This is a genomic window from Flavobacterium sp. SORGH_AS_0622 (genome assembly GCF_030818825.1).
In the GTDB taxonomy this organism is placed as follows: domain Bacteria; phylum Bacteroidota; class Bacteroidia; order Flavobacteriales; family Flavobacteriaceae; genus Flavobacterium.
In genome coordinates this window covers 1346858-1372491 of sequence record NZ_JAUTAX010000001.1, presented here as the reverse complement: position 1 = coordinate 1372491, position 25634 = coordinate 1346858, and the positions used below count along the sequence as shown (strand labels likewise).

18 protein-coding genes are annotated in these 25634 nt (G+C 32.3%); 9 read left to right on the top strand and 9 right to left on the bottom strand.

Annotated elements, in window-relative coordinates; all coding sequences use genetic code 11:
- Positions 1-280 precede the first annotated feature (280 nt).
- From QE431_RS05955 to QE431_RS05945, 3 genes are all read left to right on the top strand, one after another.
- The gene (locus tag QE431_RS05955) at positions 281-571 is read left to right on the top strand and encodes a DUF6265 family protein (RefSeq protein WP_307293760.1); all 291 of its coding nucleotides are present in this window, start codon (positions 281-283) and stop codon (positions 569-571) included.
- 46 nt (positions 572-617) lie between these two features.
- Positions 618-758 (top strand): hypothetical protein, encoded by a 141-nt coding sequence (locus tag QE431_RS05950; protein ID WP_307293758.1) that lies wholly within the window; start codon positions 618-620, stop codon positions 756-758.
- A gap of 92 nt (positions 759-850) precedes the next feature.
- A complete protein-coding gene (locus tag QE431_RS05945; RefSeq protein WP_134140743.1) occupies positions 851-1354 on the top strand; it encodes a DUF6265 family protein in 504 nt (167 codons plus the stop codon).
- Positions 1355-1400: 46 nt separating this feature from the next.
- Here the strand turns inward: QE431_RS05945 and QE431_RS05940 are convergent, their stop codons facing one another.
- Positions 1401-2561: an MFS transporter gene (locus QE431_RS05940; RefSeq protein ID WP_057119023.1), complete on the bottom strand. Its 1161-nt coding sequence runs from the start codon at positions 2559-2561 to the stop codon at positions 1401-1403.
- A gap of 251 nt (positions 2562-2812) precedes the next feature.
- On the opposite strand from QE431_RS05940, the gene QE431_RS05935 reads away from it, so the two are divergent.
- From QE431_RS05935 to QE431_RS05915, 5 genes are all read left to right on the top strand, one after another.
- Positions 2813-5134, top strand: a complete 2322-nt coding sequence (locus QE431_RS05935) for a TonB-dependent receptor (RefSeq protein WP_307293753.1) — start codon at positions 2813-2815, stop codon at positions 5132-5134.
- A 295-nt stretch (positions 5135-5429) separates the two neighbouring features.
- A complete protein-coding gene (locus QE431_RS05930; protein WP_057119028.1) occupies positions 5430-6155 on the top strand; it encodes a DUF4198 domain-containing protein in 726 nt (241 codons plus the stop codon).
- Between the two features lie 240 nt (positions 6156-6395).
- On the top strand, positions 6396-8624 hold the full coding sequence (locus QE431_RS05925; protein WP_307293750.1) for a TonB-dependent siderophore receptor: 2229 nt from the start codon (positions 6396-6398) through the stop codon (positions 8622-8624).
- 145 nt (positions 8625-8769) lie between these two features.
- Entirely contained in the window at positions 8770-10089 is a 1320-nt protein-coding gene (locus tag QE431_RS05920; protein WP_307293747.1) for an APC family permease, read from the top strand.
- 296 nt (positions 10090-10385) lie between these two features.
- Positions 10386-10862, top strand: coding sequence for a hypothetical protein (locus QE431_RS05915; RefSeq protein WP_307293745.1), 477 nt, complete (start codon positions 10386-10388; stop codon positions 10860-10862).
- 31 nt (positions 10863-10893) lie between these two features.
- On the opposite strand, the gene QE431_RS05910 is transcribed toward QE431_RS05915, so the two are convergent.
- From QE431_RS05910 to QE431_RS05900, 3 genes are all read right to left on the bottom strand, one after another.
- Positions 10894-13158, bottom strand: coding sequence for a hypothetical protein (locus QE431_RS05910; protein WP_307293743.1), 2265 nt, complete (start codon positions 13156-13158; stop codon positions 10894-10896).
- Positions 13118-14176: a hypothetical protein gene (locus QE431_RS05905; RefSeq protein WP_307293741.1), complete on the bottom strand. Its 1059-nt coding sequence runs from the start codon at positions 14174-14176 to the stop codon at positions 13118-13120. Before QE431_RS05905 ends, QE431_RS05910 begins: the two co-directional genes overlap by 41 nt.
- Before the next feature lie 205 nt (positions 14177-14381).
- Positions 14382-17015, bottom strand: coding sequence for a valine--tRNA ligase (locus tag QE431_RS05900; RefSeq protein ID WP_307293738.1), 2634 nt, complete (start codon positions 17013-17015; stop codon positions 14382-14384).
- 263 nt (positions 17016-17278) lie between these two features.
- Here QE431_RS05900 and QE431_RS05895 point away from each other — a divergent pair, with 263 nt between their 5' ends.
- Positions 17279-17659: a DUF1573 domain-containing protein gene (locus QE431_RS05895; RefSeq protein ID WP_307293736.1), complete on the top strand. Its 381-nt coding sequence runs from the start codon at positions 17279-17281 to the stop codon at positions 17657-17659.
- Between the two features lie 115 nt (positions 17660-17774).
- Here the strand turns inward: QE431_RS05895 and QE431_RS05890 are convergent, their stop codons facing one another.
- The 5 genes from QE431_RS05890 to QE431_RS05870 form a co-directional block, all read right to left on the bottom strand.
- Positions 17775-18260, bottom strand: coding sequence for a hypothetical protein (locus tag QE431_RS05890; RefSeq protein ID WP_057119044.1), 486 nt, complete (start codon positions 18258-18260; stop codon positions 17775-17777).
- A 147-nt stretch (positions 18261-18407) separates the two neighbouring features.
- A complete protein-coding gene (locus QE431_RS05885) occupies positions 18408-20537 on the bottom strand; it encodes an OmpA family protein (RefSeq protein ID WP_307293733.1) in 2130 nt (709 codons plus the stop codon).
- Positions 20538-20547: 10 nt separating this feature from the next.
- Positions 20548-21474 carry a type IX secretion system membrane protein PorP/SprF gene (locus QE431_RS05880; protein ID WP_057119047.1) on the bottom strand — a complete coding sequence of 309 codons (927 nt, stop codon included), beginning with the start codon at positions 21472-21474 and terminating at the stop codon, positions 20548-20550.
- A gap of 32 nt (positions 21475-21506) precedes the next feature.
- On the bottom strand, positions 21507-24134 hold the full coding sequence (locus QE431_RS05875) for a gliding motility-associated C-terminal domain-containing protein (RefSeq protein ID WP_307293731.1): 2628 nt from the start codon (positions 24132-24134) through the stop codon (positions 21507-21509).
- Between the two features lie 143 nt (positions 24135-24277).
- Positions 24278-25603, bottom strand: coding sequence for a PDZ domain-containing protein (locus QE431_RS05870; protein WP_307293728.1), 1326 nt, complete (start codon positions 25601-25603; stop codon positions 24278-24280).
- Between the last annotated feature and the right edge of the window lie 31 nt (positions 25604-25634).

Sequence of the window (25634 nt, the reverse complement as noted above, 5' to 3'; positions counted from 1 at the left end):
AGATTTAATAATTCAAAAAATATGCTGGAGAAAAATCACTTTTAATCCTTTTAATCTGTGGCAAAGTAAACAATTCCAATTTTAAAAATAATTCGTGAAAATTAGTGTAATTCGTGGCAGCTTTAAAATCCGCTTTAATTATGCGGGAGAAAAATCATTTCAATCCTTTTAATCTGTGGCAAAGTAAACAATTCCAATTTCAAAAATAATTCGTGAAAATTAGTGTAATTCGTGGCAACAAAATTTTTCATACTTTAGTACAATCAAAACCTTATAAATTATGTTTCAGAAAATTACTCTTATTACACTTATAATAGCTTTTGTTTCCTGCCAGAAAAAAGAAACCGTTGAGAAAGACAAAATCAAAATAGCAGATTGGTTAATTGGAAATTGGGAAAACACAACTCCTGACGGTGTATTATCTGAAAATTGGCAAAAATTAAACGACAGTACTTTCAGCGCATCTTCTTATTTCATAAAAGGAAAAGATACTCTACATTTTGAAACTATTGTTTTAGCGCAATTAGGAGAAACTTTAACGTATAAAGCAACCGTAAAAGGACAACAATAACGATCAGCCTGTTTTCTTCCCTTCTACTTCAGAGTCAGAAAAACAATTGGTTTTCGAAAATCCGAAACACGATTATCCTCAAAAAATCACTTATACAAAAGGCCCAAATAATACTTTAACAGCTGAGATTTCTGGAAAATTGAATGGGAAGCCTAGTTCTGAGAAGTTTGTTATGACGAAGAAGTAATTTTACGCACTGACTTATTAGAATTTTAGAAGTAAAAACGTTTAAATCCAAAATATTAATTTGATTGATTAAAACAAAAATCATAATGTATCATGAAACTAAACAGCATTTTATTTCCATTAATAGTAGTTTTAGGAATTTTCTCTTCCTGCAAAAAAGAAACCAAAACAGAAGCTCCTATAAAAACCTACCCTAAACTTGCAAAAGCAGAATGGTTTATTGGAGAATGGGGAAATAAATCGGCTGAAGGTGAACTTACCGAACGCTGGAAAAAAGAAAATGATTCAGTTTATCTAGGCGAATCTTATTTTGTGGTGGGGCAAAACGACACTGTTTTTGCAGAGCATGTTCGTTTAGTAGAAGCGAATGGTAAACTGGCTTATATTGTAACGGTTCCTGGACAAAATAAGGAATTACCGGTAAGTTTCGAAATGACCTCAGCAACAGAAAATCAAATAACTTTTGAAAACCCTAAACATGATTTTCCTAATAAAATTATTTATAATCTCGTAGAAAAAGATTCATTAATTGCAGAAATTTCAGGGCTAAAAAACGGCAAACCCAATACCGAAAGATTCGTTATGAAGAAACGCTGAAAACTTAGAACCTCAGTACCTCAGTACCTTAGCACCTTAAAAAAACCTACTCATTCTCCCCAATTTTATTCACCATAAAAATCATCAAAATACCTAAAAGCGCCATAATCAAAAACGCCCATTTCATACTTAGATATTCAGAGATAAAACCAACCATTGGCGGAACCAATAAAAAACCAAGATAACCAATTGTAGATATAGAAGTTAAGGCAGAACCACTGCTTAATTTAGATGATCTTCCTGCAATACTAAATACTAACGGAACAACGCAGGAAACCCCAAATCCGATTAAAACGTAGCCAAAAATAGTTGGATATGCATACGGAAGGACAAAACAGATTCCGAAACCTATTGTAATTAATATACCGCTGTACATGAGGATTTTTTTAGTTCCAAATTTCATTACCCCATAATCACCAAATATACGTCCTAAGGTTACTGCAGATGCGAAAAATACAAATGCTGCACTGGTTAATTTTGGAGAAGCTTTTAAGATGTTTTCGAAGTAAATTCCGCTCCAATCGTACATCGTATTTTCGCAAGCCATGGAAACAAAACAAATTAAGGCGAATTTAATTAAGTTTTTTTCGGGCATAGAAAAGAACTTCTTTTTAACTGGTACGGGTTCATTATGAATACTCATTGGATAAAAACAAGCCGTCAGCGCCAGCATGAAAACACTCACTCCTAATAAATGATGCGATGGCGCAATTTTCTGTGTCACCATTACATATCCTAAACCAGCTCCAGAAAAAACGGCAATACTCCAAACCGCATGAAAACGAGTAATAATAGATTTTGGATATAATTTCTGTACTTCAAGCGATTGCGCATTAATCGATAAATTGAAGATATTACGCGAAGCTCCAAAAATCAAAAGCACTATAACCAGCTGCCATACAAATGCAACTAAACCTGGTAAAGACAATACAATATTGAACATGATAGCTCCTAAAAGCATAATGTAACGGCTGCTGTATTTATTTAAAAGTTTTCCTGTAAATGGCATCGTCAGCATTAAACCAATCGGAAAAGCAAATAAAACTGCTCCAAATTGTGCTTCAGATAAATGCAATTGTGCTTGTATGTGTGGAATTCTTGAGACCCAAGAAGAATATCCAAAACCAGAAAGAAAAAAGAAAACAGTATTAGCTATACGGTATCCTCTTGGTGTATTTTGAATTTTTTTGAAGAAAGATAAAATCATGAAGTCATTTTTCAGACTGCAAAATTAAGGCTTTTCAAACAAATTATTGGTTGTTTTAGCTTTAATAAATACATACAATTTTCAGCTTTTATTTTAAAAAAATTAAAGACTTTTCTTCGCTTTAAAACTTATTGCATTAAAAAACTAAAATGAACTTCAATATTATTTGTTAAAAAAACAATAATCTCTACATTTGCACTGTTTTTATTTATTCTAAATAAAATTTAATTACAAACCAATTTTAAAAACCAATGAAATATTTTAATCCGAAGACATCACGTTTTCTATTGGCAATTAGTTTTGTCTTTTCATTCTTTATCATGTCTGCCCAGCAAAATGGAAAAGTTAAAGGCACCATCACAACTTCAGATGGTGAACAGGCAGCGGGAGTCAATATCATCTTAAAAAACTCAAAATACTGGACCGTTTCTGATGAAAATGGAAACTTTGAATTCAACAGAGTAAAGCCAGGCAGCTATATTTTACAAGTGTCCTTAACAGGTTATGAAACTTCAGAAAGAGAAGTAATCGTTTCAGAAAGTGAAACCGCAACTGTGGATTTGCAGTTAAAAGTTTCAAATAAAGAACTTAAAGAAGTTGTGGTAAATAGTAAAAAAAGCATTTTATCTAAAAAAACAGATTATGTTGCCAGAATGCCATTGACAAATCTTGAGAACCCACAGGTTTACAGTGTTATTCAGAAAGAACTTTTACAGGAACAAATTGCTGTAGATATTAAAAGCGCAGTTCAAAATTCGCCTGGTGTTGTTTCTATCAGCTTTCCTTCTGGAGGCGTTGGGGTAATTTTTAGAGGTTTTTCTACAGGAGTTAATGCAAGAAACGGAATGGAAACAGCTTCCGGCCGTTCTTCTGTTGATCTTGGTAACGTAGAGCGTATCGAAATCATGAAAGGGCCTTCTGGAACTTTATTTGGTTCATCTGTTTCTTCATTTGGAGGGGTTGTAAATCTGGTTACAAAAAAACCGTTTGAAACTACAGCTGCCGAAGTATCTTACACAACAGGAAGTTTCAATTTAAACCGTCTTACAGCAGATGTGAATACGCCGCTAAATCAAGATAAAACAGTTCTATTCAGAATTAATCTTGCTGTAAATAGAGAGAAGAGTTTTCTGGATTATGGTTTTAACAATACTCTCCTTTTTGCACCGACTCTTACTTATAAAGCTTCTGACAAACTGACTTTTAACTTTGATGCAGAACTTTATAACGTTAACAATACAAGACGTACTTACAATACGTATGCTGCAACTTCTGGAATTACCAATCCGAACGATTTGAAAATCGATTATAAAAAATCGATGTTTCATGATGATAACGATGCGAAATCAACTGCAACCAAATTTTTCGCTCAGGCCGAATATGAAATATCAGAGAACTGGAAATCTACAACGGTTTTTTCATTTGTAGGAGAAGATGTGGAGCGCAGTTATCAGAGTTATGCTGTTTGGAGTTCTCCAACACAAACAGCAAGAAGAGTTGGTTTGTGGGGACCAATTTTTAATAACTATACCAACATTCAAGAAAATATCAACGGAAAATTTTCTACAGGAAGTATCAAACATAAATTCTTAACTGGTGTAAACTACCGCCTTTACAGCTCTAATTTCTCAGGTGGATCTACTTTTACGCTTGACAATATAGATGTAACAGCTCCTTTCTCACCAATTAGAAGAAAAGCAGTAGATGCAGGCCTTGTATTAACAACGTCACCAGTTGCAGATCAAAAAACTTTTAGTGTTTATGCCTGCGATGTAGTAAATTTTACAGACAAACTTTCTGTAATGTTGAGCTTACGTTTGGATAATTTTGAACGTGCGAAAGTAGGAACTGTAGAGGGTTACAGCCAGACTGCTCTTTCTCCAAAATTAGGATTAGTGTATGAAGTTGTAAAAGATCAAGTTTCTGTATTTGGAAATTATATGAACGGTTTCCAAAACATGCAGCCGGTCACCCAGCCAGATGCTACACAATTAGTTTTAGATCCGATTTATGCGGTTCAGTATGAAGGAGGAATTAAGGCTGATGCATTCAACAAAAAATTAAGCGGATCTGTAAGCTATTACAACATTACGATTGATAATGCTACAAGAACTGATGCTGCCGGTTTTACTGTACAAGATGGTAAGCAAGTTAGTAAAGGTGTAGATTTTGAATTAATGGCTACTCCATTTAATGGATTAAGTATTGTTTCGGGTTATGCTTACAATGATAACCGAATTGTAAAAGCTTCTGTTGCCGCAATTGAAGGAAATAAAGCAACATCTTCTCCAGAAAATGTAGTTAACTTTTGGACAACTTATACTTTTCAAAATAAATTAAAAGGTTTAGGACTTGGTGCGGGTGCTAACTATGTTGACAAAAATTATTTTACAGCCGAAAACACGTTTTATATGCCATCTTATACTGTTTACAATGCAACAGTATATTACGAAAAACCGTCATGGAGATTAGGTTTAAAGTTTAATAATTTAACCAATAAAAAATACTGGGATTTCTGGGGTTCATCGCAGGCACCAACCAGTATATTGGCAAATTTAACAGTCAAATTTTAAAAACCTGATATACTAAACCAGCGCCTCAATTTTTTGAATTGAGGCGCTTTTTAATTATAATCTTTTCAGAATATCTCATCTGGCATTTAAAAAAACTCATTCTTAAATTCATGGCTTAGCTTATCTGGTCTAATTGACCTAGAAAAATTCGTTTGAGTTTAAACAAGAATAATATTTACGACTAAAGATTATTTCAATGGGATTCTAGTTTTTTTATGATTTTTTATTTTTAATTATTCTAAATAAGAGTTATGTTTGTAAAAAATATCATTCTAATAATTTTAAACTTGATCTTATGAAATCAAATACTTTAAAAACATTAACCTTTTTATTCCTAATGTTATTCGCAGCACCACAAATATTTGCTCACGCACTTTGGATCGAAACTAAAGCAACTGGAACAAAAGGAAAAGCTCAGGAAATCTCTGTTTACTTTGGAGAATTCTCTGATAATGACATTACAAAAGCAGATAAATGGTTTTCGGATTTAAAGGATTTCACTTTGATAGTAATTTCACCTTCAAAAAAAGAAACTAAACTTACTTCTAAAGCTTTGGACAATAAATATCAAGCATTCTTTACACCAGACGAAGATGGAGTTTATACTATTGTAATGCAGCATACAGTAAAAGATGTTTATGGTACAATGAAGTTAGATTACAATTCAAGTGCAACTGTGGTAGTTGGAAACAAAGCTTCAGGAAACTATGCGACAGCAAACAAAAATCAAATTGGTTTATTTTCTGAAAATGCTGACGTTGCTAAAAAGAATGAAAAAGTAACTGGATTTGCTATCTATGATGGTGCCTCTGCAAAAGAAACAAAAATTAAAGTAATCGCTCCAAACGGATGGGAGAAAGAATTATGGACAAATGATAAAGGAGAATTCTCTTTTACACCTATCTGGTCTGGAAATTACATGGTAGAATATGCTCATACTGAAAAAGCTTCTGGAGATCATAATGGGAAAAAATACGACGAAATCTGGAAAATGGCTACTTACCAAATTACAGTAAAATAATTCTAGAAAAATTCATTCTTAGATTAATTTCAATTCAAGAAACCTTGCTTAACGGCGAGGTTTTTTTGTGTTTATAATTCGATTAATACAAAATTAAAACATCATTATAAAACTCTTAAGCTAATCTTAAGAAAAAAATAAGCAAAATTTAAGCAAGAAAATCACTTCTTAATTTCTTGTTAAAGATGCTGTCTCTTTATATTTGCACTCTATAATTTTTATTGAATCTAAATAAATACCATGAAATATAATTTACTGTTAGCACTAGGATTATTGAGTTTTGCCTCTTACGGTCAAGATTATTCAAGTAACGAAACGACTTCTTCAATAACTGATACTGTAAAAAATAAAAAAGGACAAATTTTAAATGAAGTTGTAGTTACTAAAAACAAGGAACCAAAACCTGTAACAGCAGTGCGCTCAGGATTAAAACCAATGGATAATCCGCAATCAATACAAGTTATAGGATCTGAAGTTATCGAACAGCAGCAAGCCATCAGATTAAGTGAGGTTTTAAAAAATGCTAATGGTGTCTACGTTGGTTCTGCGCGTGGAGGTGCACAAGAATCTTTTTTCTCTAGAGGTTATGACATGTCTGCCAACAATATGTTTAAAAACGGATTTCGCTATAATGCAGGTTCTATTCCAGATGTTTCTGGTTTAGACAAAGTAGAATTTCTTAAAGGAGGTTCTGCCCTATTATTTGGAAATGTAGCTCCTGGAGGAATCTTAAATCTGGTAACAAAAACGCCTCAATTTAAAAGTGGAGGAGAAATCTCAATGCAAATAGGAAGCTATGCATATTACAAACCAGCATTTGATTTTTATGGAGGTTTAACGAAATCAATCGCATTTAGAATTAATGGTTCTTACGAAAACTCAGAAAGCTTTAGAGATGTTGTAAAAAACGAACGTTTATATATTAATCCATCGTTGCTTTTTGTTATTAATCCAAAAACACAAATTACAGTTCAGGGAGATTATTTAAGTGCAGACTGGACTCCAGATTTTGGAACTGGAATTATTGGTACCAAAATTCTTGATTTACCTCGAAATGCTTTCTACGGATCGCTTTGGTCGAATGGTACAACTAAATCTGCCAGCGCTTCTGTATTATTAAATCATGATTTCAATAAAAACTGGAAGCTTAACTTCAACAGTTCTTTTCAGTCTTATGACAGGGCTTCAAAATCTACAGCGCAATTATCTACAATAAAAGATAACGGAGACTGGACAAGACCATTAGTTCAAAATGAAAATTTAGAACAAATTTTAGGAGATCAGTTAAGTCTTCAAGGGAACTTTAGTACTGGATCTGTAAAGCATCAAATATTTACAGGTGCAGACTGGGAAAACTCTTTTGCTACAGCTTATACTTTTGCGTTTAATCCTGCAAATTATGACACTATCAATCTTTTCAATTTTGATCCGTCAACGCAAAGAAATGATATACCTGACGCGAGAGCAACTCAAATTGCAAAAACAGAAACCAATCGTTTTGGTATTTACCTCCAAGATTTGATTTCAATTACTGAAAAATTTAAAGTATTAGCGGGTGTGCGCTGGTCATGGCAGGAAGCTGAAGTTACTACTTACAAAGAAACTGCGGTTTCAGGAGTACAGACAGTTCGTCCAGAAAATGCAGTCCCAACTGTTGGTGCAAAAAAATTAGATAATGCATTTTCTCCAAAATTTGGTTTGATATACCAGCCAAGAAAAGACGTTTCAATATTCGGAAGTTATTCAACTTCGTTTACTCCAAATACAGGAACAACAGCTGATTTAAAACCAATTGAACCATCTATTATTGACCAATTTGAAGCTGGTATTAAAACCGATTTCTTAAAGGGATTATTAAGCACAAATGTTACTGTTTATCAAATCGTAAACAGCAATCTAGCCCAAACAGCTGAATTTAAAGCTGATGGAAGTTTAAACACTGATACAAACGTAAAAGTTTTAAGCGGTGAAACTAAAAGTAAAGGAGTTGAAATTGATGTTACAGCAAGGCCCGTTGAAGGTTTAAGTATTATTGCCGGTTATAGCTATAACGATATGCGTTATTCTAAAACATCTGGTTTAAATGGAAGTTTTATAGAAGGCGATCGTTTGGTTAGAACTCCTGCCAATACGGCAAACTTAAGCTTTTTTTACACAGTACAAGATGGTTTCTTTAAAGGAGTATCTTTAGGAGCTGTTGGAAATTACATTGGCGACCGTTTAGGTGGATGGAATGACCAACACAGTACTGATACTACCAAATATCCTGATGGTATTTACCATAGAGAAATACCTTTAGAAGGGTATGTTACAATTGATGCTTCTGTGGGATATACTTGGAACAAGTTCTCTATTCTTTGCAAATTATCGAATATTACAAACGAATTAAATTATACCGTTCACGAAAATTACAGTGTCAATCCTATTGCGCCGCGTCAGATAATGACTAGTTTACGTTATAAATTCTAAAATTTTTGAATTAGATTTCTCTTTTTGAGTTTTCGAGAATTTAGACCTCATCTTACAAAAGGTGAGGTTTTTTATTTTGTTAAAAATGTGTCTTTATTTATAAGTACTTTTGTCATCAAATACCATTTAAATTTAAAATTCATATATGTCAGATTCCACCAAAAACCAATTAAAGAAAAGTTTAGGCCTTAGTTTTAACATTGCCGTATTAATTGGAGGAACAATCGGCGTTGGAATTTTACGAACTCCAGGGACAATCGCAGAAATGCTTAATAATTACTGGCTCATAATCGCTTCATGGCTTTTTGGCGGTTTTTATGTTTTGCTTGGCGCTAATTCTTACGCAGAACTGGCTACAATGTTACCAAAAGCCGGAGGATCTTATAATTATATTAAAAGAGCTTTTGGCGAATATGCAGGTTTTCTATCCGGCTGGTTTGATTATATAACAAATGTTATTCCGCCTGCATTTTATTGCATCGTAATCAGTGAATATCTTATCATTTTATTTCCAGCATTGGCTAGTTATTCAACAGTAATAGCGATTTCACTTTTGACTGCTTTTGTATTAATTCATTTAAGTGGCGTCAAAAACGGAAGTGTTATACAACAGATTACCAGTTTTTTAAAAGTGATTTGTTTTGTGGCTTTAGTCGTAGCTTGTTTCATGTATTCTGGTGTTGAAGTGCCAGCGATTCAAACAGACAGCAGCTTCTTTCAAATCGGATTAATCTTTGGATTTTTTAAATCATTACAACTTATTATCGGAACTTATAATGGCTGGAACAGCGCTTGTTTTTTTGCCGAAGAAAATGATGATCCAAGTAAAAATATTCCGAAGTCACTATATAGTGGAGTTTTACTCGTTATGGCAATTTATGTTTTGGTAAATGCTGCATTTTTCCACGTACTGCCAATCGAAACTTTAGCCAAATCAAATCTCGCGGCGGCCGATGTGGCTAAAATTCTTTTTGGAGAAAATGGCGCTGTAATCGTTACTGTAATTTCTATCTTTTCACTAATTAGTATTTTGAATGCTTTTATGATGATTCCGCCCCGAATTCTTTACGGATTAAGCCGTGACGGATTTTTTATCGAAAAAGGAACACAAATCAATAAAGGAGGAACTCCAATTGTTGCATTGTTAGTTTCATCTTTCGTAAGTTTATTTTTGATCTGCATCGGTTCTTTTGAAGTGCTGTTTTCATTTGCTGCTTTTATCTCGATTATCGTTTGGGGACTCGCCTACTTTTCTCTTTTAAAACTAAGAACATCAGAGCCCAATTTGCCAAGACCTTACCGCTCATTTTGGTATCCGTGGACAACGATAATTGCTATTGTAGCTTCTATTGCTTTGTTAGTGGGATTCATTTACAGTGATCCTAAAAGTTTTATAATTATTATCGGAATTACGATTATTTCTTATCCTTTATTTTTGGTTTTGAGAAAAACTAAAAAGGGTTAATTTGAAATTTTCAAACGTCCCGAAGGGACGATACGATTATGAATTTATTTTTTTTTACCGATGAAATGTTCCCACGGAACATATATTGAATCCTTAGATATTCCGATGAAACAGTAGTACTTTAGTCTTCTTTCTGCCAATTATTACTCTGTTCTATCGGAACATTTCGTCGGTAGAAAAAGGTTAAACAAAACGTATTTACGTTCCGTAGGAACGTCTGATTATTTTAATTATTTATATTTAAACCTTTTAAGAAGTTGTAACTTTTTTTTTAAATTTACCCAAAAAATAAAAAAGTGGGACATTACCTACAAGCATTCATCTGCACAAAAACTGATTCAGAAAATTTTGCTAAAAGTTTTAAAAATGCTATTAGTATTTCTCTTGGTCAAGGAATTGCTCTTATTCCAATGACAGAGGAATTATTTGATGAAATTAATAATTCTCAAACCTCATGTTTTATCAAAAATTTTAAATTTATCAACGAAAACATAGAAGAAATTATCCTAAAAATAATTGAAAATAAAAAGCTCGCTTACGTTGAATCAGAATATTTTGGTAGTACTGGAAGCCAAAAAGCAATTATTTGGAACCAAAAGAATAGAGAACAAGTTTTAGTATTGGGAAAAGACAATATTAATAATGTTCTTAAATATTTTGGTGTGATAGCCGATGAAGGAATAGATGAATTCCAAACATTAGGTTTTCATAATAATAGAAGTACACAGAAATGGATAGAAAATACCTTAAAACAAAACCCGACAGGTTTTTGAAATCTGTCGGGTCCCTCAATAAAATATACTGTTATCTCCTTGCTTTAAAATATTCTTCTAAACTTTCACATCCCGATAAATCTGAAGTGAATTCAGGAAATTGTTTTTTAACTCGTTTTGAACTAGAATATTCATTCTTTTCAGCATAATCCATCATTCGCAAACAAAGTGCCTTGAATTTATCTGTTTTGGCATTTTGATAAGCTAATTTATAATTTGCGATAGCTTTACTTCTACTTCTATATTCAATGTCATCAATATAGGATTCATTATTGTATTTTTCCCAATATGATCTACTCGAATAACGGCGCATCATCCAAGAATTCCCATAATCTGTCATATTGTAATAGCAGTTTGCAATTAAAAAATAGTAATAATCCCGATCTTTTGTTTTTGGATTATTTGCCAAATTGGTATATTTAATCAAATGCTCAGTTATAGAAAGTTTGGTTACAAAATATTTTTCTTGATGCTGAATGAAGTTTTTTGTATGCTTAAAATCATAAAAAGGATTTTGATCAAAAAGATAATACTCATCATATCTTCCTCTTTCCCAACCATTATAATTATCCTGCCAGTATTTTTCAGGTAATTCTTTGAAAGTGGTTAAAGCCTTATTTAATTGATCTTCCCGAATATATTTTGTTCCCAATAAATCTTTGAGATAATCTTTATCACGAAAAAGCTTAGCATAGATTTTCTTTTCAAAATCAGTTGTATTGTTCTCTTCTATTTTATTTACTATTTTTTGAAGATCATTTGCCGAATAAACAAAATCTAAATAATCAAAATAGGTATAAAATTCTTCTAGATTTCCAGAAGTTTTAATTCTGTTAGAGCGCCATTCCACATTATCATAATGATAACGATAATTATCTTGTTCATTACTAATCAGAGATATTAAAGCTAATCCATCTTCAATATTCCCTCTAAATTCTAATTCGCGCCCTAAAGCAAAAATAAAACGCTCATCATCTTTATATTTTAAAATAATATCTTCTATTTGAGGTTTTATAACAGCATTTCCATTTTCCTGATTAGCTGTAATGCAGAGTGCCTTTATTTTTTCAATTTCTTCTGTTATTTTCTCTTTTGGATATTCTTTTTCAAAAGATTCAATGTGCCTTAAACAAGAAGAATAATCCTTAGATATAAACTGCAAATTAATCTGAATCGCTTTCCAAACTAAGGGATTTTGAGTTTTATTGATTTCAACCGAATTTATGAAATCCAAAACTTCTTTTGCATACAATCTGTCTTTTTCAGAACGTTTTCTTAAAGTTTCAGTTGTTATTTTATCACCCTCATTGATCCACCAAGATGATCCAAATTCAGTGGAAGGCGAATAATTAGAGTAATATGGAGTATAAACCCAATCTTCAATCTTATTAGCTTCTCGTAAAAGCAGAAAATCCAGAATTTCAGATTTTGGATTATTTATATAAATCTTTTTTAAATAATTAAGGTTTTTATCTACTTTCTGTACAGAAGCATAGGCATATATATTTGCTATTTCTTCTTTGCTTTTGGCATATTTTAAAGCTTCCTTAACTTCAAAATCAAAAAAATAATAACTTGCATATCTTTTCTCAGCAGAATTTGCCATCAAATTAACTACATCAATTATTTTTCCTGGATCTGAATTTCTCATTGTATAAAAAAACAGGCTCCAATAATAGAGATAATCTTTTTGTTTATTTCTGAAATTTGATTCAAATACGGATTCTAACTTCTCGCTTCTTAGTGAATAATAGGCAAGCCGAATTGCTAAAAAAGCATACTTACGCTTAAAATATTGGTTTTGTTCTTTTTGTATAATGTGAATTATTTTATCTAATAACGCACTTCCATCATGATCCAAAAATTCATTTCGTTCCCAAACGTCTTCTTCATAAGGATTTATTTCGCTGTTTTTAGCTATTTTTAAATAAGCAATAGCCTCTTTTTTATTGTTTTCATATAAATACCTGATAAATTCGTTATTACTTTTTGGATTAATATCTGTAAATGATAAATTGAAATTAAAATCCTCTATTTCATTTATTGAAACTTTTTTATTGGTATAATTATACCAATCTATAATATTAGCATCAATTGCTTTATTACTATTTTTTTCATCGTAATTATATCCCAAAATATTAGCATTATAATAAAATGCTCCGAATCCGGAAAATTTAAAATACTCTGGTTTAAGAATAGAATACCGAATGTCCTCGCCATACGGAGAATAACCGCAAGCAAAGCTCTTGAAAAAGCTACTTACTAAAAGAGCTGTAAAAACTAGAAATTTCTGCATTGCTGTATTTTTTAAAAGTACTTTCGCCTAAATCAAATAATGAAATTGTGGTGTTTTTACCCAGCTCAACATTATTTTTTATAATTGAAATTGCCTCCATTATTTTTTTTGAATCTACTTCTTCACATTTTATCTGGTCACCAATTCTAAAATAATTCTTATCACTATAAGAAGTATCTTTTGTTACTTCATACCACATTGGCTTAACTTCTTTGGTAAATGTTTTCATATCGGCAGAATTTATATTCAGCAAGCCAGAAAAACGATCATTTTGATACCATTGTGTCCAATAAAAAACAGGTAATGCTACATCCAAATGTAATGGATAACTTCTTCTTTTATTTAAATATGACTTTAATTCATCCAGATCTAAAATGGAATTTTTTGTTTTGTTTTCTAATGGTTTTATTAAGTTGTAACACATAAGCATTGCTTTATCTACTGGTGGAACTCCCATAATATCTGGATATTTATAAGGATAAAGACGAAGTGTACAACTTATTTGTTTTTTTGAGAGTTCTTTAATCTTTTTCAGCAAATAAAAATACTTGTCTTTAGTTGATTTTGTCCAATCGCAATCAATTTGAATTTCATCATATTCAAAAATTACCTTTTCTTGACTATTGTAATATGATTCCTTATGATATTTATCAATTAGAAAAACAATATTATCTGCAAGCTTATCAAGCGATCTTTCATCATTATATTGAAATATCTCATTTCTTATAAAAACAGTCGGCACAATATTTAGAGAATCCAGATTACGAAACATATATTCATTTGGTGAATTTTTTTGATAAGGAAAATTACCCATTGACTCATTATAATCGACTTCAAATAATTTATAGTATATTTTTTTTACCTTTAATTTATTGATCCCTTTAACAGATTCATCATCAAAATACGAACTACTTTTCCAGTAGTAAAAGGCCCTTTCAACATTTTCAATCTTATTTTCTTTATTCGAACAAGACCAAAATACGATTGAAATAAAAAGAAGTAAAATACTGTTTTTCATTATAAATGAGAATAAAATTAAAGAGATAAGTTGTACTTAAAATTATAGATTTTTAATATACTTATATTTAAAAATCATAAACTATTTATCAAACGAAAAAGTAATACATTTATTACAAATAAAAAACCCGACAAATTTTAAAAATTTATCGGGTTTTTATTTGTATACCTAACAGGTTTTAGAAACCTGTAAGGATAGCCATTTCTTATTTCAAGCCAGCAATACTTTGCTCGATTGTAGCAATTTTTGCTAAAGCATCTGCTTCTTTTTGTTTTTCGTTAGCTAAAACTTTCTCTGGCGCTCCGGCAACAAATTTTTCGTTGGATAATTTTGCCTGAACCGATTTTAAGAAACCTTGCGTATAAACCAACTCTGCAGTTAGTTTTGCAATTTCTGCTTCAACATCAATATTTCCTGAAATCGGGATGAAATATTCGTTTGATTTTACACGGAAAGATAATGCCCCGTCAACTTTTGCAGTAACATATTCGAAAGCAGAAACGTTTCCTAATTTCGTCACAATTGAATCAAAATGCGTTGTCAGGTTCTCGCTGTTAATTGCTTTTAATTCGATTGCATCTTTAAACGGAATATTTTTATCTTTTCTGATCGTTCTAATTCCAGAAATTACTTCTGTAATATTATCAAAATCAGTAATTAAATCTGCATTGAATGGTTTTAATTCTGGCCAAGTCGAAACAATTAAAGCTTCTTCTGGAGTTCTATCTGCAATAAACTGCCAAATTTCCTCTGTTAAGAAAGGCATAAATGGGTGAAGCAATTTCAAGTTGCTTTCTAACATTTCGATTGCTTTATCAAACGTTGCTTTATCAATTGGCTGTTGATACGCCGGTTTGATCATCTCTAAAAACCAAGAACAGAAATCATCCCAAACCAATTTATAAATCGCCATAAGAGAATCTGAAATTCTGTATTTCTCAAAATTATCCTCGATATCAACTAAAGTCTGTTGTAACTTCGCTTCGTACCATTCGATTGCTACTTTTGATGATTCAGGCTGAGCGATAGTTTCTGAAACTTCCCATCCTTTAATCAATTTGAAGGCATTCCAAATTTTGTTTGAGAATGCTTTTCCTTGATTACATAATTCTTCATCAAACATAATGTCGTTTCCTGCAGAAGCGCTTAAAAGCAATCCTACACGAACACCGTCAGCTCCGAATTTATCGATCAAGTCTAAAGGATCAGGAGAATTTCCTAATGATTTAGACATTTTACGACGTTGTTTATCACGAACTAAACCAGTCAAATATACATTTGTAAATGGTTTTTCGCCTGCATATTCATAACCTGCAATGATCATTCTCGCAACCCAGAAAAATAAAATATCCGGACCTGTAACCAAGTCATTTGTTGGATAGTAATATTTAAAATCTTCACTTTCCGGATCCATAATTCCACCGAAAACTGACATCGGCCATAACCAAGAGGAGAACCAAGTATCTAAGGCATCAACATCTTGTTTTAAGTCAGATGTTGTAAGTGAGTTGTTAGATGTTTTTTCTTTAGCTAATGCTAAAGCATCTTCGATATTTTCAGCCACTACAAAATCTTCTTTTCCGTCTCCGTAATAATAAGCCGGGATTTGTTGTCCCCACCATAATTGACGAGAAATGTTCCAATCGCGTATGTTGTTTAACCAATGCGCGTATGTGTTTTCAAAACGTTTTGGGTGCAATTTAATATCACCATCAACTAAAACAGATTTAATTGCCGGTTTTACCAAATCTTCCATTTTCAAAAACCATTGGTCTGATAATCTTGGTTCGATTACCGCTTTTGTTCTTTCAGAAGTTCCTACTTTATTCAAGTGGATTTCTGTTTTTGCTAAAGCTCCAATTTCTTCTAATTCTTTTGCAATTTCAGTACGAACCACAAAACGGTCTTTTCCTTGATAATGCAATCCGAAACTATTTAATGTCGCATCTTCATTAAAAATATCAACGATTTCTAGATTGTGTTTTTCACCCAGCGTTTTATCGTTCATATCATGAGCAGGCGTTACTTTTAAACATCCTGTTCCGAATTCTACATCTACATATTCGTCTTCAATAATTGGAATTACTCTGCCACAAATTGGAACGATTGCTTTTTTACCTTTTAAATGTGTAAAACGCTCATCGTTCGGGTTGATGCAAATTGCAGTATCTCCGAAGATAGTCTCTGGACGTGTTGTTGCAATCGTCAAGAAATCTTCTGAACCTTCAATTTTATATTTTAAGAAAAATAATTTTCCTTGTTGTTCTTCGTAAATAACTTCTTCGTCTGACAAAGTTGTTTTAGCTTCTGGATCCCAGTTAACCATTCGATAACCTCTATAAATTAATCCTTTGTTGTATAAATCAACAAACGATTTAATTACAGATGCAGACATATCTGGATCCATAGTAAATTTAGTACGTTCCCAATCGCATGAGGCACCTAATTTTTTAAGCTGCTCCAAAATTGTTCCGCCGTATTTATCTGTCCATTCCCAAGCATGTTTTAGGAATTCTTCACGCGTTAAATCATTTTTATTGATTCCTTCTGCTTTTAATTTAGCCACAACTTTTGCTTCAGTTGCAATAGATGCGTGATCCGTTCCTGGAACCCAGCAGGCATTGAAACCTTTAAGTCTTGCTCTACGAATTAATACATCCTGAATTGTATTGTTCAGCATATGTCCCATGTGAAGGACTCCAGTGACGTTTGGCGGCGGAATTACAATTGTATAAGGTGTTCTATGATCTGGTTCTGAATGAAAATAATTGTTTTTCATCCAGTAATCATACCATTTGTTCTCGATCGTCTTAGCGTCAAATTGTGCTGGAATTGTCATTTATTAGGTTGTTTATTCGTTTAACTGTTTAATCGTTTATTTGGCTAACTGTTTAATTGTTAATTGGTCTTCGGATCAATTATTAATCCTCATTCGATTAAACGAATTAACGATTAAACAATTAAACACCAAAATTGGTTCAATTTTTGTAATTATAACTGAGAGCAAAAGTAAATAATTAAGTACACTATAAAAAGAGAAATAATAATTTGTGTGTTAATTAAAAGAATGTATATTTACTTACAATTAAAAACTAATTTCATATGAAAAATGCAGCCACTTTTATTGCAGTTTTATTGTTTAGTGCAATAAGTTATGCACAAAACGGCCCAAAAATTGAATTTGCAGCCCCTGACAATACAATTGATTATGGAAAAATTTCTAAAGGTGATAATGGGCTTCGCTCTTTTGAATTTACAAATACAGGAGATGCTCCTTTATTAATTACTGGTGCAGAATCAACAGTAAGTTCAATTATAGTAACAAAACCTTCGGCAGCAATTATGCCGGGTAAAAAAGGAAAAATCGATGTAAAATACAACATGGCTTCTGGACCAATTCGTAAAACAATTACTGTTGAAACTAATGCAGTAAATTATCCTGACGGAAGGGTCGCCCTTAAAATTAAAGGTGAAGTTCAATAAAATTTAAATCTAATAAATAATAAAGCCGTTTCTTTAATAAGGAACGGCTTTTTTTATTATAAATCTTGTCATTTCGACGAAGGAGAAATCAAAAAATTGTGTAATTACTTTGATATTATTTTTTCTCAGCACATTCTGCACTATCAAATTTATATTTTACGCGTTCAAAATCGATTGGTTTGTCTTTTACTAAATAGGTAACACCCATTGTGGTCTGCATTGTTCCGTTTCCTAAAATAAGTTGTTTGTCACGTTTTAAAAGTGCCATTGGATTTTTGAAAATTTTGTCCTTAGTGGCTGCTTCTTTAAAAGTATAATCTATAAACAAAGTATCTCCGTGAAATTCTCCTGCAACCTCACCAGTTCTTACTGTTACAGGCGCAACTTTCATTATCATGTTACCCGATACTTTTCCGTTTTTTAAATTATTTAATTTTAAATCGACTGTATCCTTTTCGTATATCGCTCTATAACATTCAGTACTTACAATCTTTTCTCCATCAGCTTTTGCTGCTTCGGCTTCTTTTTGTTTTTCTTCATTTTTACAACTTTGTAATCCAATACAGATTACAAGCATACAAGGCAAAATTAGGTTTTTCATATTTTAAATATTTTGTTTCGAGGTTATTCCATAAAATTAAATAAAAAAGAAATCAACAGAAAGTATTTTGCAAAAATTTCAGTAAAAAAACAAAACCCGACAGATTTAAAAAAACCTGTCGGGCTGTATGATTTCTTTATAAAATGCTTACAAATTCTTAATTACAAATTCAGACCTTCTGTTTAATTCGTGTTCTTCCTCAGAACAAGATTCGTCTGTTTTACATTTTACAATTGGCACAGATTCTCCGTAACCTTTTGCAGAAACTCTCTTGGCATCAATTCCAGATTGAATTATAAATTCTCGTGTAGAATTGGCTCTTTTTTGAGATAGATCTTCATTGAATTTGGCATTTCCGCGAGAGTCTGTATGTGATCCAATCTCGATTACCATTCCTGGATATTTCTTCATTAAATCGACAACTCGCCCTAAAACAACTTTTGATTCTTTACGAATGTACCACATATTGTAATCAAAATAAATCGGATCGGTTTTGATGATTAATCGGTCTTTATCGCGTACAACATCTTTTTCTGTCGCTAAAATTTCTTTTACTTTTTCCTGCTTTTTAACTTCTGCGGCGGCTATTGCAACTTCTTTGGCTTTTTTCTCTTTTTGTTTTAATTCTATTGTAGCAAGTTCAGCTTTTTTCTTGTTTTCTTCTTCGATAATGATTTCCTGTTTTCTCTTGTTTTCTGCAATTTGTTTTTCTTCCTGCTTAATGGCTTCTAAAGATTTTAATGCTAAAGATGCATCGCTTACAGCATCTCTAGTTTTTCCTAAAGTCAACGATTTAGACTCATTAGTATACTTCTCCTTAAAAGCCGAAACTTTATAAGAAGCTTCGCAGGCCACTGTAAAACTGAATTTTCCGTCGGCTGCAGTTGTTATTGTATTTAAAGTTTTATTCTCTGCATCTTGTAAAATTACCGTTGCATTTTCTAAAGCCAATTTCGTATCAACATCTGTAATTATTCCTGTGATAAATTGTTTACAATCTTCTACAATTAAATCTTTAATTTCTTTGAATTGATAAATATCGTCACTTCCCTTTCCTCCTTCTCTATTCGATGCAAAAAAGCCTTCTTTGGTATTGGAATCAATATTAAATGCAAAATCATCTAGATTTGAATTTAACGGCAAACCAATATTAACTGGTTTTGAATATTCATTTCCATTTATTTCAGAAACAAAAACATCTAAAGATCCGTAACCTAAATGTCCATCTGAAGAAAAATAAAGTTTATTGTCTGCAGATGCAAAAGGAAATTGTTCTCTTTTATCTGTATTTACTAATGGACCTAAATTCTTTGGATTATCGAATGCTCCTTTATTTACATTTACAGAATAAATATCAAACGAACCTAGAGAACCCGGCATATCAGAAGCAAAATACAATACTTTTTCGTCGGCACTTAAAGCTGGATGTTCAACAGAATAGTTCGGACTATTGAAAGGAAGCGATGTAATATTGGTCCATTTCCCGTTCACTAATTCAGCTTTAAAAATCTGAAGATTAGAGATTTTTTTGTCGTCTTTCTTTTTCTTTCCGTTTTTAGAATTGTTTCGGGTAAAATACATTGTTTTACCATCTTTGGTAAAAACAGCATTTGATTCGTGCATTCCTGTTTTTAATTCTTTAGCAAAATAGTGTACAATAGAATCCGACGCATTAATATTTTTTAACGGAATGGTAACTAAATTCAAATAGGTTTCATTGTCCCATTTGTATTTTTTATCAAACCAGCCCGGCTTTAATTTGACTCCTGCAAAAACAAGATTCTCTTTATATTTTACGGCTCCAAATTCAGAGTTGGGAGTATTTATGGGCAAGTTTTTAATCTCGAAACGCTTTCCTATTGCGGTAACATTTTCTAATGTTTTAAGCTCTTTTTCGAAATTAATAATGTCTTCTGCATTAGTAGATTTAGAATAATATTCTTTTAAGGCTGCATTGGCATCATCAGCACTATTGGTTGCTTTTAGAGTTTGCGCATATCTAAAATAATAAGCTCTATCTAAATTATTACCATAATTATTAATTAGTAGACGATAATAGCGCTGTGCTTTTACCAAGTCGTTGGTATAGAAATAAGAATCGGCTAGATTTTTTATTACTTCTTGCGAAGGTTTTTCGTCAGCTAATTTTTGGTATAAAACAATTGCTTCGCTGTAATACGTTTTATCAAAAAATCGTTTTGCACGAGCTAATTCCTGATCTTGGGCATTTATAAACTGTATTGAAAATACGAATATAATAACGAGTAGTTTTTTCATATTTTTCATTTTAAAAGAATCTTGGTGATTTATCAAATCCTTTTCCTAGTAAATCTAAATCGAATAACAGCATAATTTCGTGCGTTCCTGAATTAAACTGACCGAAGTTTGTAAGTGTATAATCGTAAGCATAACCCACTCTTAGTGTTGGTGTAACATTTATATTGAACAGTGCACTTACCGAATCGTCAATTCTATAAGCTGCACCAAATTCAAACTTTTCGTTGTACAAAACATTTGCTGTAACATCTAAAGTTATTGGTGAACCTTTTACAAATTTGGACATAAATGCCGGTTTTAATTTCAACACATCATTGAGCTGAAAAACATAACCTGCCGTTAAAAAAGTGTGTATTTCTTCAGAACCAAAAGCATTTACTCCTGATTTTTCTTCGATATATTTAGATTTTAGCAAATTAGGAACAGATAATCCAACATACAAATTGTCTCTAAAATAGTAAGCTCCAACTCCAATATTGGGTTTAGTGGCATTTATGTTTTCTGAAAAAGCAAAATCAGTTTGCGGGTCTGTGAAACGAAAACCGTTAAAATTACTTTGCATAGATGAAAATCCAGCTTTTAAACCTAGTGAAAGTTTATTTTGTCCGCCTAATTTTAAGACATATGCAAAATCAGCGTAGACATTATTTTCTTTTTTGGCACCATCTCCAATATCATCTGAGATGAATGAGATTCCTGCTTCTATTTTATCTGTAATAGCAGTGTGTCCGAAAAATGTAAAAGTTTTTGGAGCTCCAACTGCACCAACCCATTGTGTTCTATATAGTCCGCCAAAATTCATCATTGCGGGAACTCCTGTTGCATACGCTGGATTTATCACACTCATATTATACATATAATGTGTATATTCTGGATCCTGCTGTGCAGAAACTGATAAGTAGAAAAGGAAATTTATAAAGAGTAGTATTTTTTTCATTTGAAAATTATATTAGAAATATAAAAAGAGATTTATCGATTTAAATAAAGACGGCCTTGCTGCGGCGGTTTATTATCTTTATTAAAATGAAGCACATAAAAATAAACTCCGTTGGGTGCAACTCCGCCAGCGATACCGCTCTTTTCATAGTTCATTCCGTCCCAGGCTGGTTTATTTTTATCTCCTTTATACATTCCGTTTCCGTATCTATTATAAATTTCAAGTGTGTAATTTGGGTATAAGAATTCAATATCTTTTATCACAAATGAGTCGTTTGTGCCATCTCCATTTGGAGAAAATCCATCGGGAACAAAAAAGTCATTTGGGACATTATTGCATTCTGTTAATGTGACTGTGACTTCAATATATTCTGAAGAGAAACAGTCTGTACTTGGAAAATTAAATCCATAATATCTGCCTTGTTCAATCAGATGAGTTGTACTAGATAATAAATTTCCATTATTCGGAGCATCATACCAAACCACACTTGAAGGAACATTGGTATTATTGGATAAATCTGAAATCGTTGGATTATTTAATCCGCAGAAGTTTTGCCCATCTGAATTTAATACTGGAGCAGGTGAATCGTTTATGGTAACTACAACCGTGGCAGCTTCTGAAGTACATCCCGCGGGCGAAGTTTCTCTTACATAATAATTACCAGATTCTAAAATCAAAGTACCTGCCAATGGCGTGGTTGATGTTGCTGAATTGTACCATTTATATTGATTTCCGTTGGGAACTAAATTAGCAACCGCAGCTTCATCAACTTTACAAAAAGATTGAGGATTTACTGTTGGCGGAACTGGTATTGGGTTGATAATAAAACTGTCTAAAACATTAGTTAAGTTAATATCACAACCAGTAATATCGTTCTTTAAATTTGTTAATGAAATAATTGTTGAACCTGTATTTAAAAGTAAACCTGCAGGAATCTGAAATTCTGCTTTTCCGTTAACAGCCGTCAAAGTAATTGTTTCTGAAGCAATATTATCTCCAAGAAGCATATAATTAATTGTAATATTAGTTAGATTTCCTAATCCCGAAATTGTTGCTGAAACGGGATCATTTAAACAATGATCGCTTACTGCTACACTAACTGTCGCAGCATTTGGAAGCGGATTTATAATTAAATTCCCTCTTACATTTGCTGTATTGGTACAAGTAGTAACGGTATTGGTGATATTAGTTATTACTATAGATGAAGCGCCGCTGTTTCTATTTAAGTTTCCTGGAATTACAAAATTTGCTTCTCCCCCAGATACTGTTATATTCCGTGTCTGCCCTAATGCAAAATTATCTCCTGTAACATTGTATACAATATTATAATTGCCATCTGGCAGTAAAGCTGCATTTTTTAAATAAGCCAAAGCATCTTTATTTTGGCATGTTGGATCAAGCGTCAACACTGCACCATCTAAGCGTGGAATTGGATGAACTTCAAGAACATCAGATAAATTATTGACAATATTTACACAGGCTCTTTTACTTGTAGTTGCTACAATATTGGTAATAGTCAGCGTAAATTTACCTACTTGTCTAAAGTAAGAAGACGAAACTGGAAAATTAAGAACTCCATTCACAAAACTAGAAGTAATCGTTTGACTTCCTCCGTTTGGTCCAGATACATTAAAAGTTAGTTCGTATTGTCCGTTTGGAATAGGCTGAGCCCCTTGTGTCAATGTTGCAGAGTAAACCGCTGTTGGAATTTCTGGTTCACATATATCTTTAACGACATCAACTTTTGCTCCTGTAAAATCAAGTCTTTTTTCTATCGTTACCTTAACAGCTGCAGTTTTATCTGGGCAAACTTTATTATTTGGAGTAGCATAAACGGTATAGTTAAACTGATATTCTCCTGGTCCGCGTGCATTGTATAAATCCTCTAAATTCACATTATGATCTGTTGGAGAAGTAATTCCAGGACCGCTCCATTCACCGCCACCGTCTTGACCAGAAAGTCTAGTATTTAAATCTAAGTCTGTATAATTTGAAATCTCCGAATCAGCACAAATTAATAAGTCGCTCGGAGTTCCTTCTTTTGGTGCTCTAACAACAGTTATAATTACTGTAGAAGAAGGCGAATCTGTCGAACAAGCAAGCACAGGCGGAACGGTATAAGTATATTGATAAGCTCCTTTTTTATCAGTTATCGGGATAGATGATTCTGGTAAAGGCTGTCCGCTGCTGTCTGTCCAAACTCCATTAGTGTGCGGAGCCATAACGGTACCATTGAAAGCGGTAAAGAGATTAAAAAAATTTTCGTCGCTACACACGGTTGCATAAGGAGCTGGTACACCAGCATACGCGCCAATTCTTATCGTGATCTTAGCGGTTCTGTTGGTACATCCTGCTGTAACTGGGGCAGTATAAGTGTATACATAAGTACCTCCACTGCTTATAACTTGAGCATTCAGCGTTCCATTTACTGCGTCTAATCCTCGAGGGTTAGTATTTGCAGTCCATGTCCCTCCTGGCACTGGAGTTCCTCCTAATAAAGAAAACAAAGAAATATTTTGATTTACTGGATCTGCAATAGTAGTACATAAATCTAATTGTGCATCAGATCCTGCACATTGTGCAGCAACTTTTGTGGGTAAAACCAATAAACAAGTAAAAACAAATAGTATTTGTAAGAAATTAAAGTAGTTTTTGGCCATAGATTAAATTTTTGTTAAACATAATAAAATATCTAGGCAAAAATCTAATTTTAACAAACATTTTTTCACAAAAAATAAAAATTTCTTTAAAATAATTTTATAAAAACCAATTTTACTTAACGTTAAGTTATTCTTTGTCAATTTTAAAGTTCATCTTCTAATTTGAATCTGAATTTGAGTACTACACTATTTCTTTCTATTTCTAAATTTATCCAAATATCATCTTCAGATTTTAAAAGATTGTTTATCTGCTGTAAACTGTATCTGTATGGCTGCGTATTATTTATGCTTATTATGATATCACCTTTGCGTAAACCACATTTTTCTGCAGCTGAGTTCTTGCGCACATTCACTATTTCATAAACCGGCTTAAGGGCAAATTTGTATTTAAAATTGTTATTATTCTTGTCTTTTTCCTGTAATTCATCAATGGTCGAGGCCACTTGTACAGTTTCAAGATGAACGGTCTCCTGTACCCACTGCAAGCCGTTATGCTGAACCGTAATCCCACTTTTATTATAAGTAAACGGTTCGTTAAATTTGCTGTTTTTCTTTAAGTATAACTTTTTCTCTTTATAATCCAGAACAACCGTAAAACGCTTCAGAACCTCTCCTCCAACAGAACCAATACGTCCTGGAACCATCTTCACATTTCGGATGGAAACTGAATCGGGAAATGAAACAATTGGTTTTTTAAAATCAAATTCATCAATCGAAAATTTATCGATTTTAGCGCGATGTCCTTCAATATCACCGCTGAAGCCTTTTCCTAAGAAATCGGGAAAATTTTTGTCTGGAAGCCTGATTGTATTATTCTCAAAAATCCAGAAAGCATCACTATTTCCAATATCAATTAAAAGCTTTGCCGGAATTTCAACATTATTTACAGTAGCTGTAGTTAGAATATAAGGTTTTGATCTTTCTATAGTTATCGGGATTTGTTTGAATTTCTTATCCAATTTGTCCTGAAATTTATTATTTCTGGTATAAACTATAATTTTCTTTTTTTGATAATTAATTTCAACTACATTATTTCGGAAGAATTTATGACCAATGATTCCGTTAACAGGGATTCCGATATGAGAAGATAAATTGAAACTTTGATCCAAAATAATAAAAACCATATGGTCGTCTGATCTTAAACCATGTGTTTCTAAAATATTTTTTGTTGATTTTAAACCCTCAATTTCTTCTTCACTTCCAAGACCCCTAAGTTTTATTTTTTCGACATTATTAAAGCTTACTTCCTGCTTGTCTTCCATACTGAACAAAATAGTTTCTTCTACACCCGAATCCAATAGAAAATTTAGTTCTACTCCGTTTACTTTAATGGGAATAAAAATAAGATTATTAATCAATTTAAAAGGGACTGTAGCCTTTGCTGCATTGTTTTGTAATAAAAAATCGCCTTGTCCGAAAAGCAAAAAAGGTAAGAATAACCCAAAAAACAATACTATATATTTTTTCATTGGCAATATTTTATTATAAAATTAGTAAATA

Coding starts and splice junctions, on each gene's coding strand:
- QE431_RS05955 (WP_307293760.1), top strand. CDS start 281: ATGTTTCAGAAAATTACTCTTATTACACTTATAATAGCTTTTGTTTCC.
- QE431_RS05945 (WP_134140743.1), top strand. CDS start 851: ATGAAACTAAACAGCATTTTATTTCCATTAATAGTAGTTTTAGGAATT.
- QE431_RS05940 (WP_057119023.1), bottom strand. CDS start 2,561: ATGATTTTATCTTTCTTCAAAAAAATTCAAAATACACCAAGAGGATAC.
- QE431_RS05935 (WP_307293753.1), top strand. CDS start 2,813: ATGAAATATTTTAATCCGAAGACATCACGTTTTCTATTGGCAATTAGT.
- QE431_RS05930 (WP_057119028.1), top strand. CDS start 5,430: ATGAAATCAAATACTTTAAAAACATTAACCTTTTTATTCCTAATGTTA.
- QE431_RS05925 (WP_307293750.1), top strand. CDS start 6,396: ATGAAATATAATTTACTGTTAGCACTAGGATTATTGAGTTTTGCCTCT.
- QE431_RS05920 (WP_307293747.1), top strand. CDS start 8,770: ATGTCAGATTCCACCAAAAACCAATTAAAGAAAAGTTTAGGCCTTAGT.
- QE431_RS05910 (WP_307293743.1), bottom strand. CDS start 13,158: ATGCAGAAATTTCTAGTTTTTACAGCTCTTTTAGTAAGTAGCTTTTTC.
- QE431_RS05905 (WP_307293741.1), bottom strand. CDS start 14,176: ATGAAAAACAGTATTTTACTTCTTTTTATTTCAATCGTATTTTGGTCT.
- QE431_RS05900 (WP_307293738.1), bottom strand. CDS start 17,015: ATGACAATTCCAGCACAATTTGACGCTAAGACGATCGAGAACAAATGG.
- QE431_RS05895 (WP_307293736.1), top strand. CDS start 17,279: ATGAAAAATGCAGCCACTTTTATTGCAGTTTTATTGTTTAGTGCAATA.
- QE431_RS05890 (WP_057119044.1), bottom strand. CDS start 18,260: ATGAAAAACCTAATTTTGCCTTGTATGCTTGTAATCTGTATTGGATTA.
- QE431_RS05885 (WP_307293733.1), bottom strand. CDS start 20,537: ATGAAAAAACTACTCGTTATTATATTCGTATTTTCAATACAGTTTATA.
- QE431_RS05880 (WP_057119047.1), bottom strand. CDS start 21,474: ATGAAAAAAATACTACTCTTTATAAATTTCCTTTTCTACTTATCAGTT.
- QE431_RS05875 (WP_307293731.1), bottom strand. CDS start 24,134: ATGGCCAAAAACTACTTTAATTTCTTACAAATACTATTTGTTTTTACT.
- QE431_RS05870 (WP_307293728.1), bottom strand. CDS start 25,603: ATGAAAAAATATATAGTATTGTTTTTTGGGTTATTCTTACCTTTTTTG.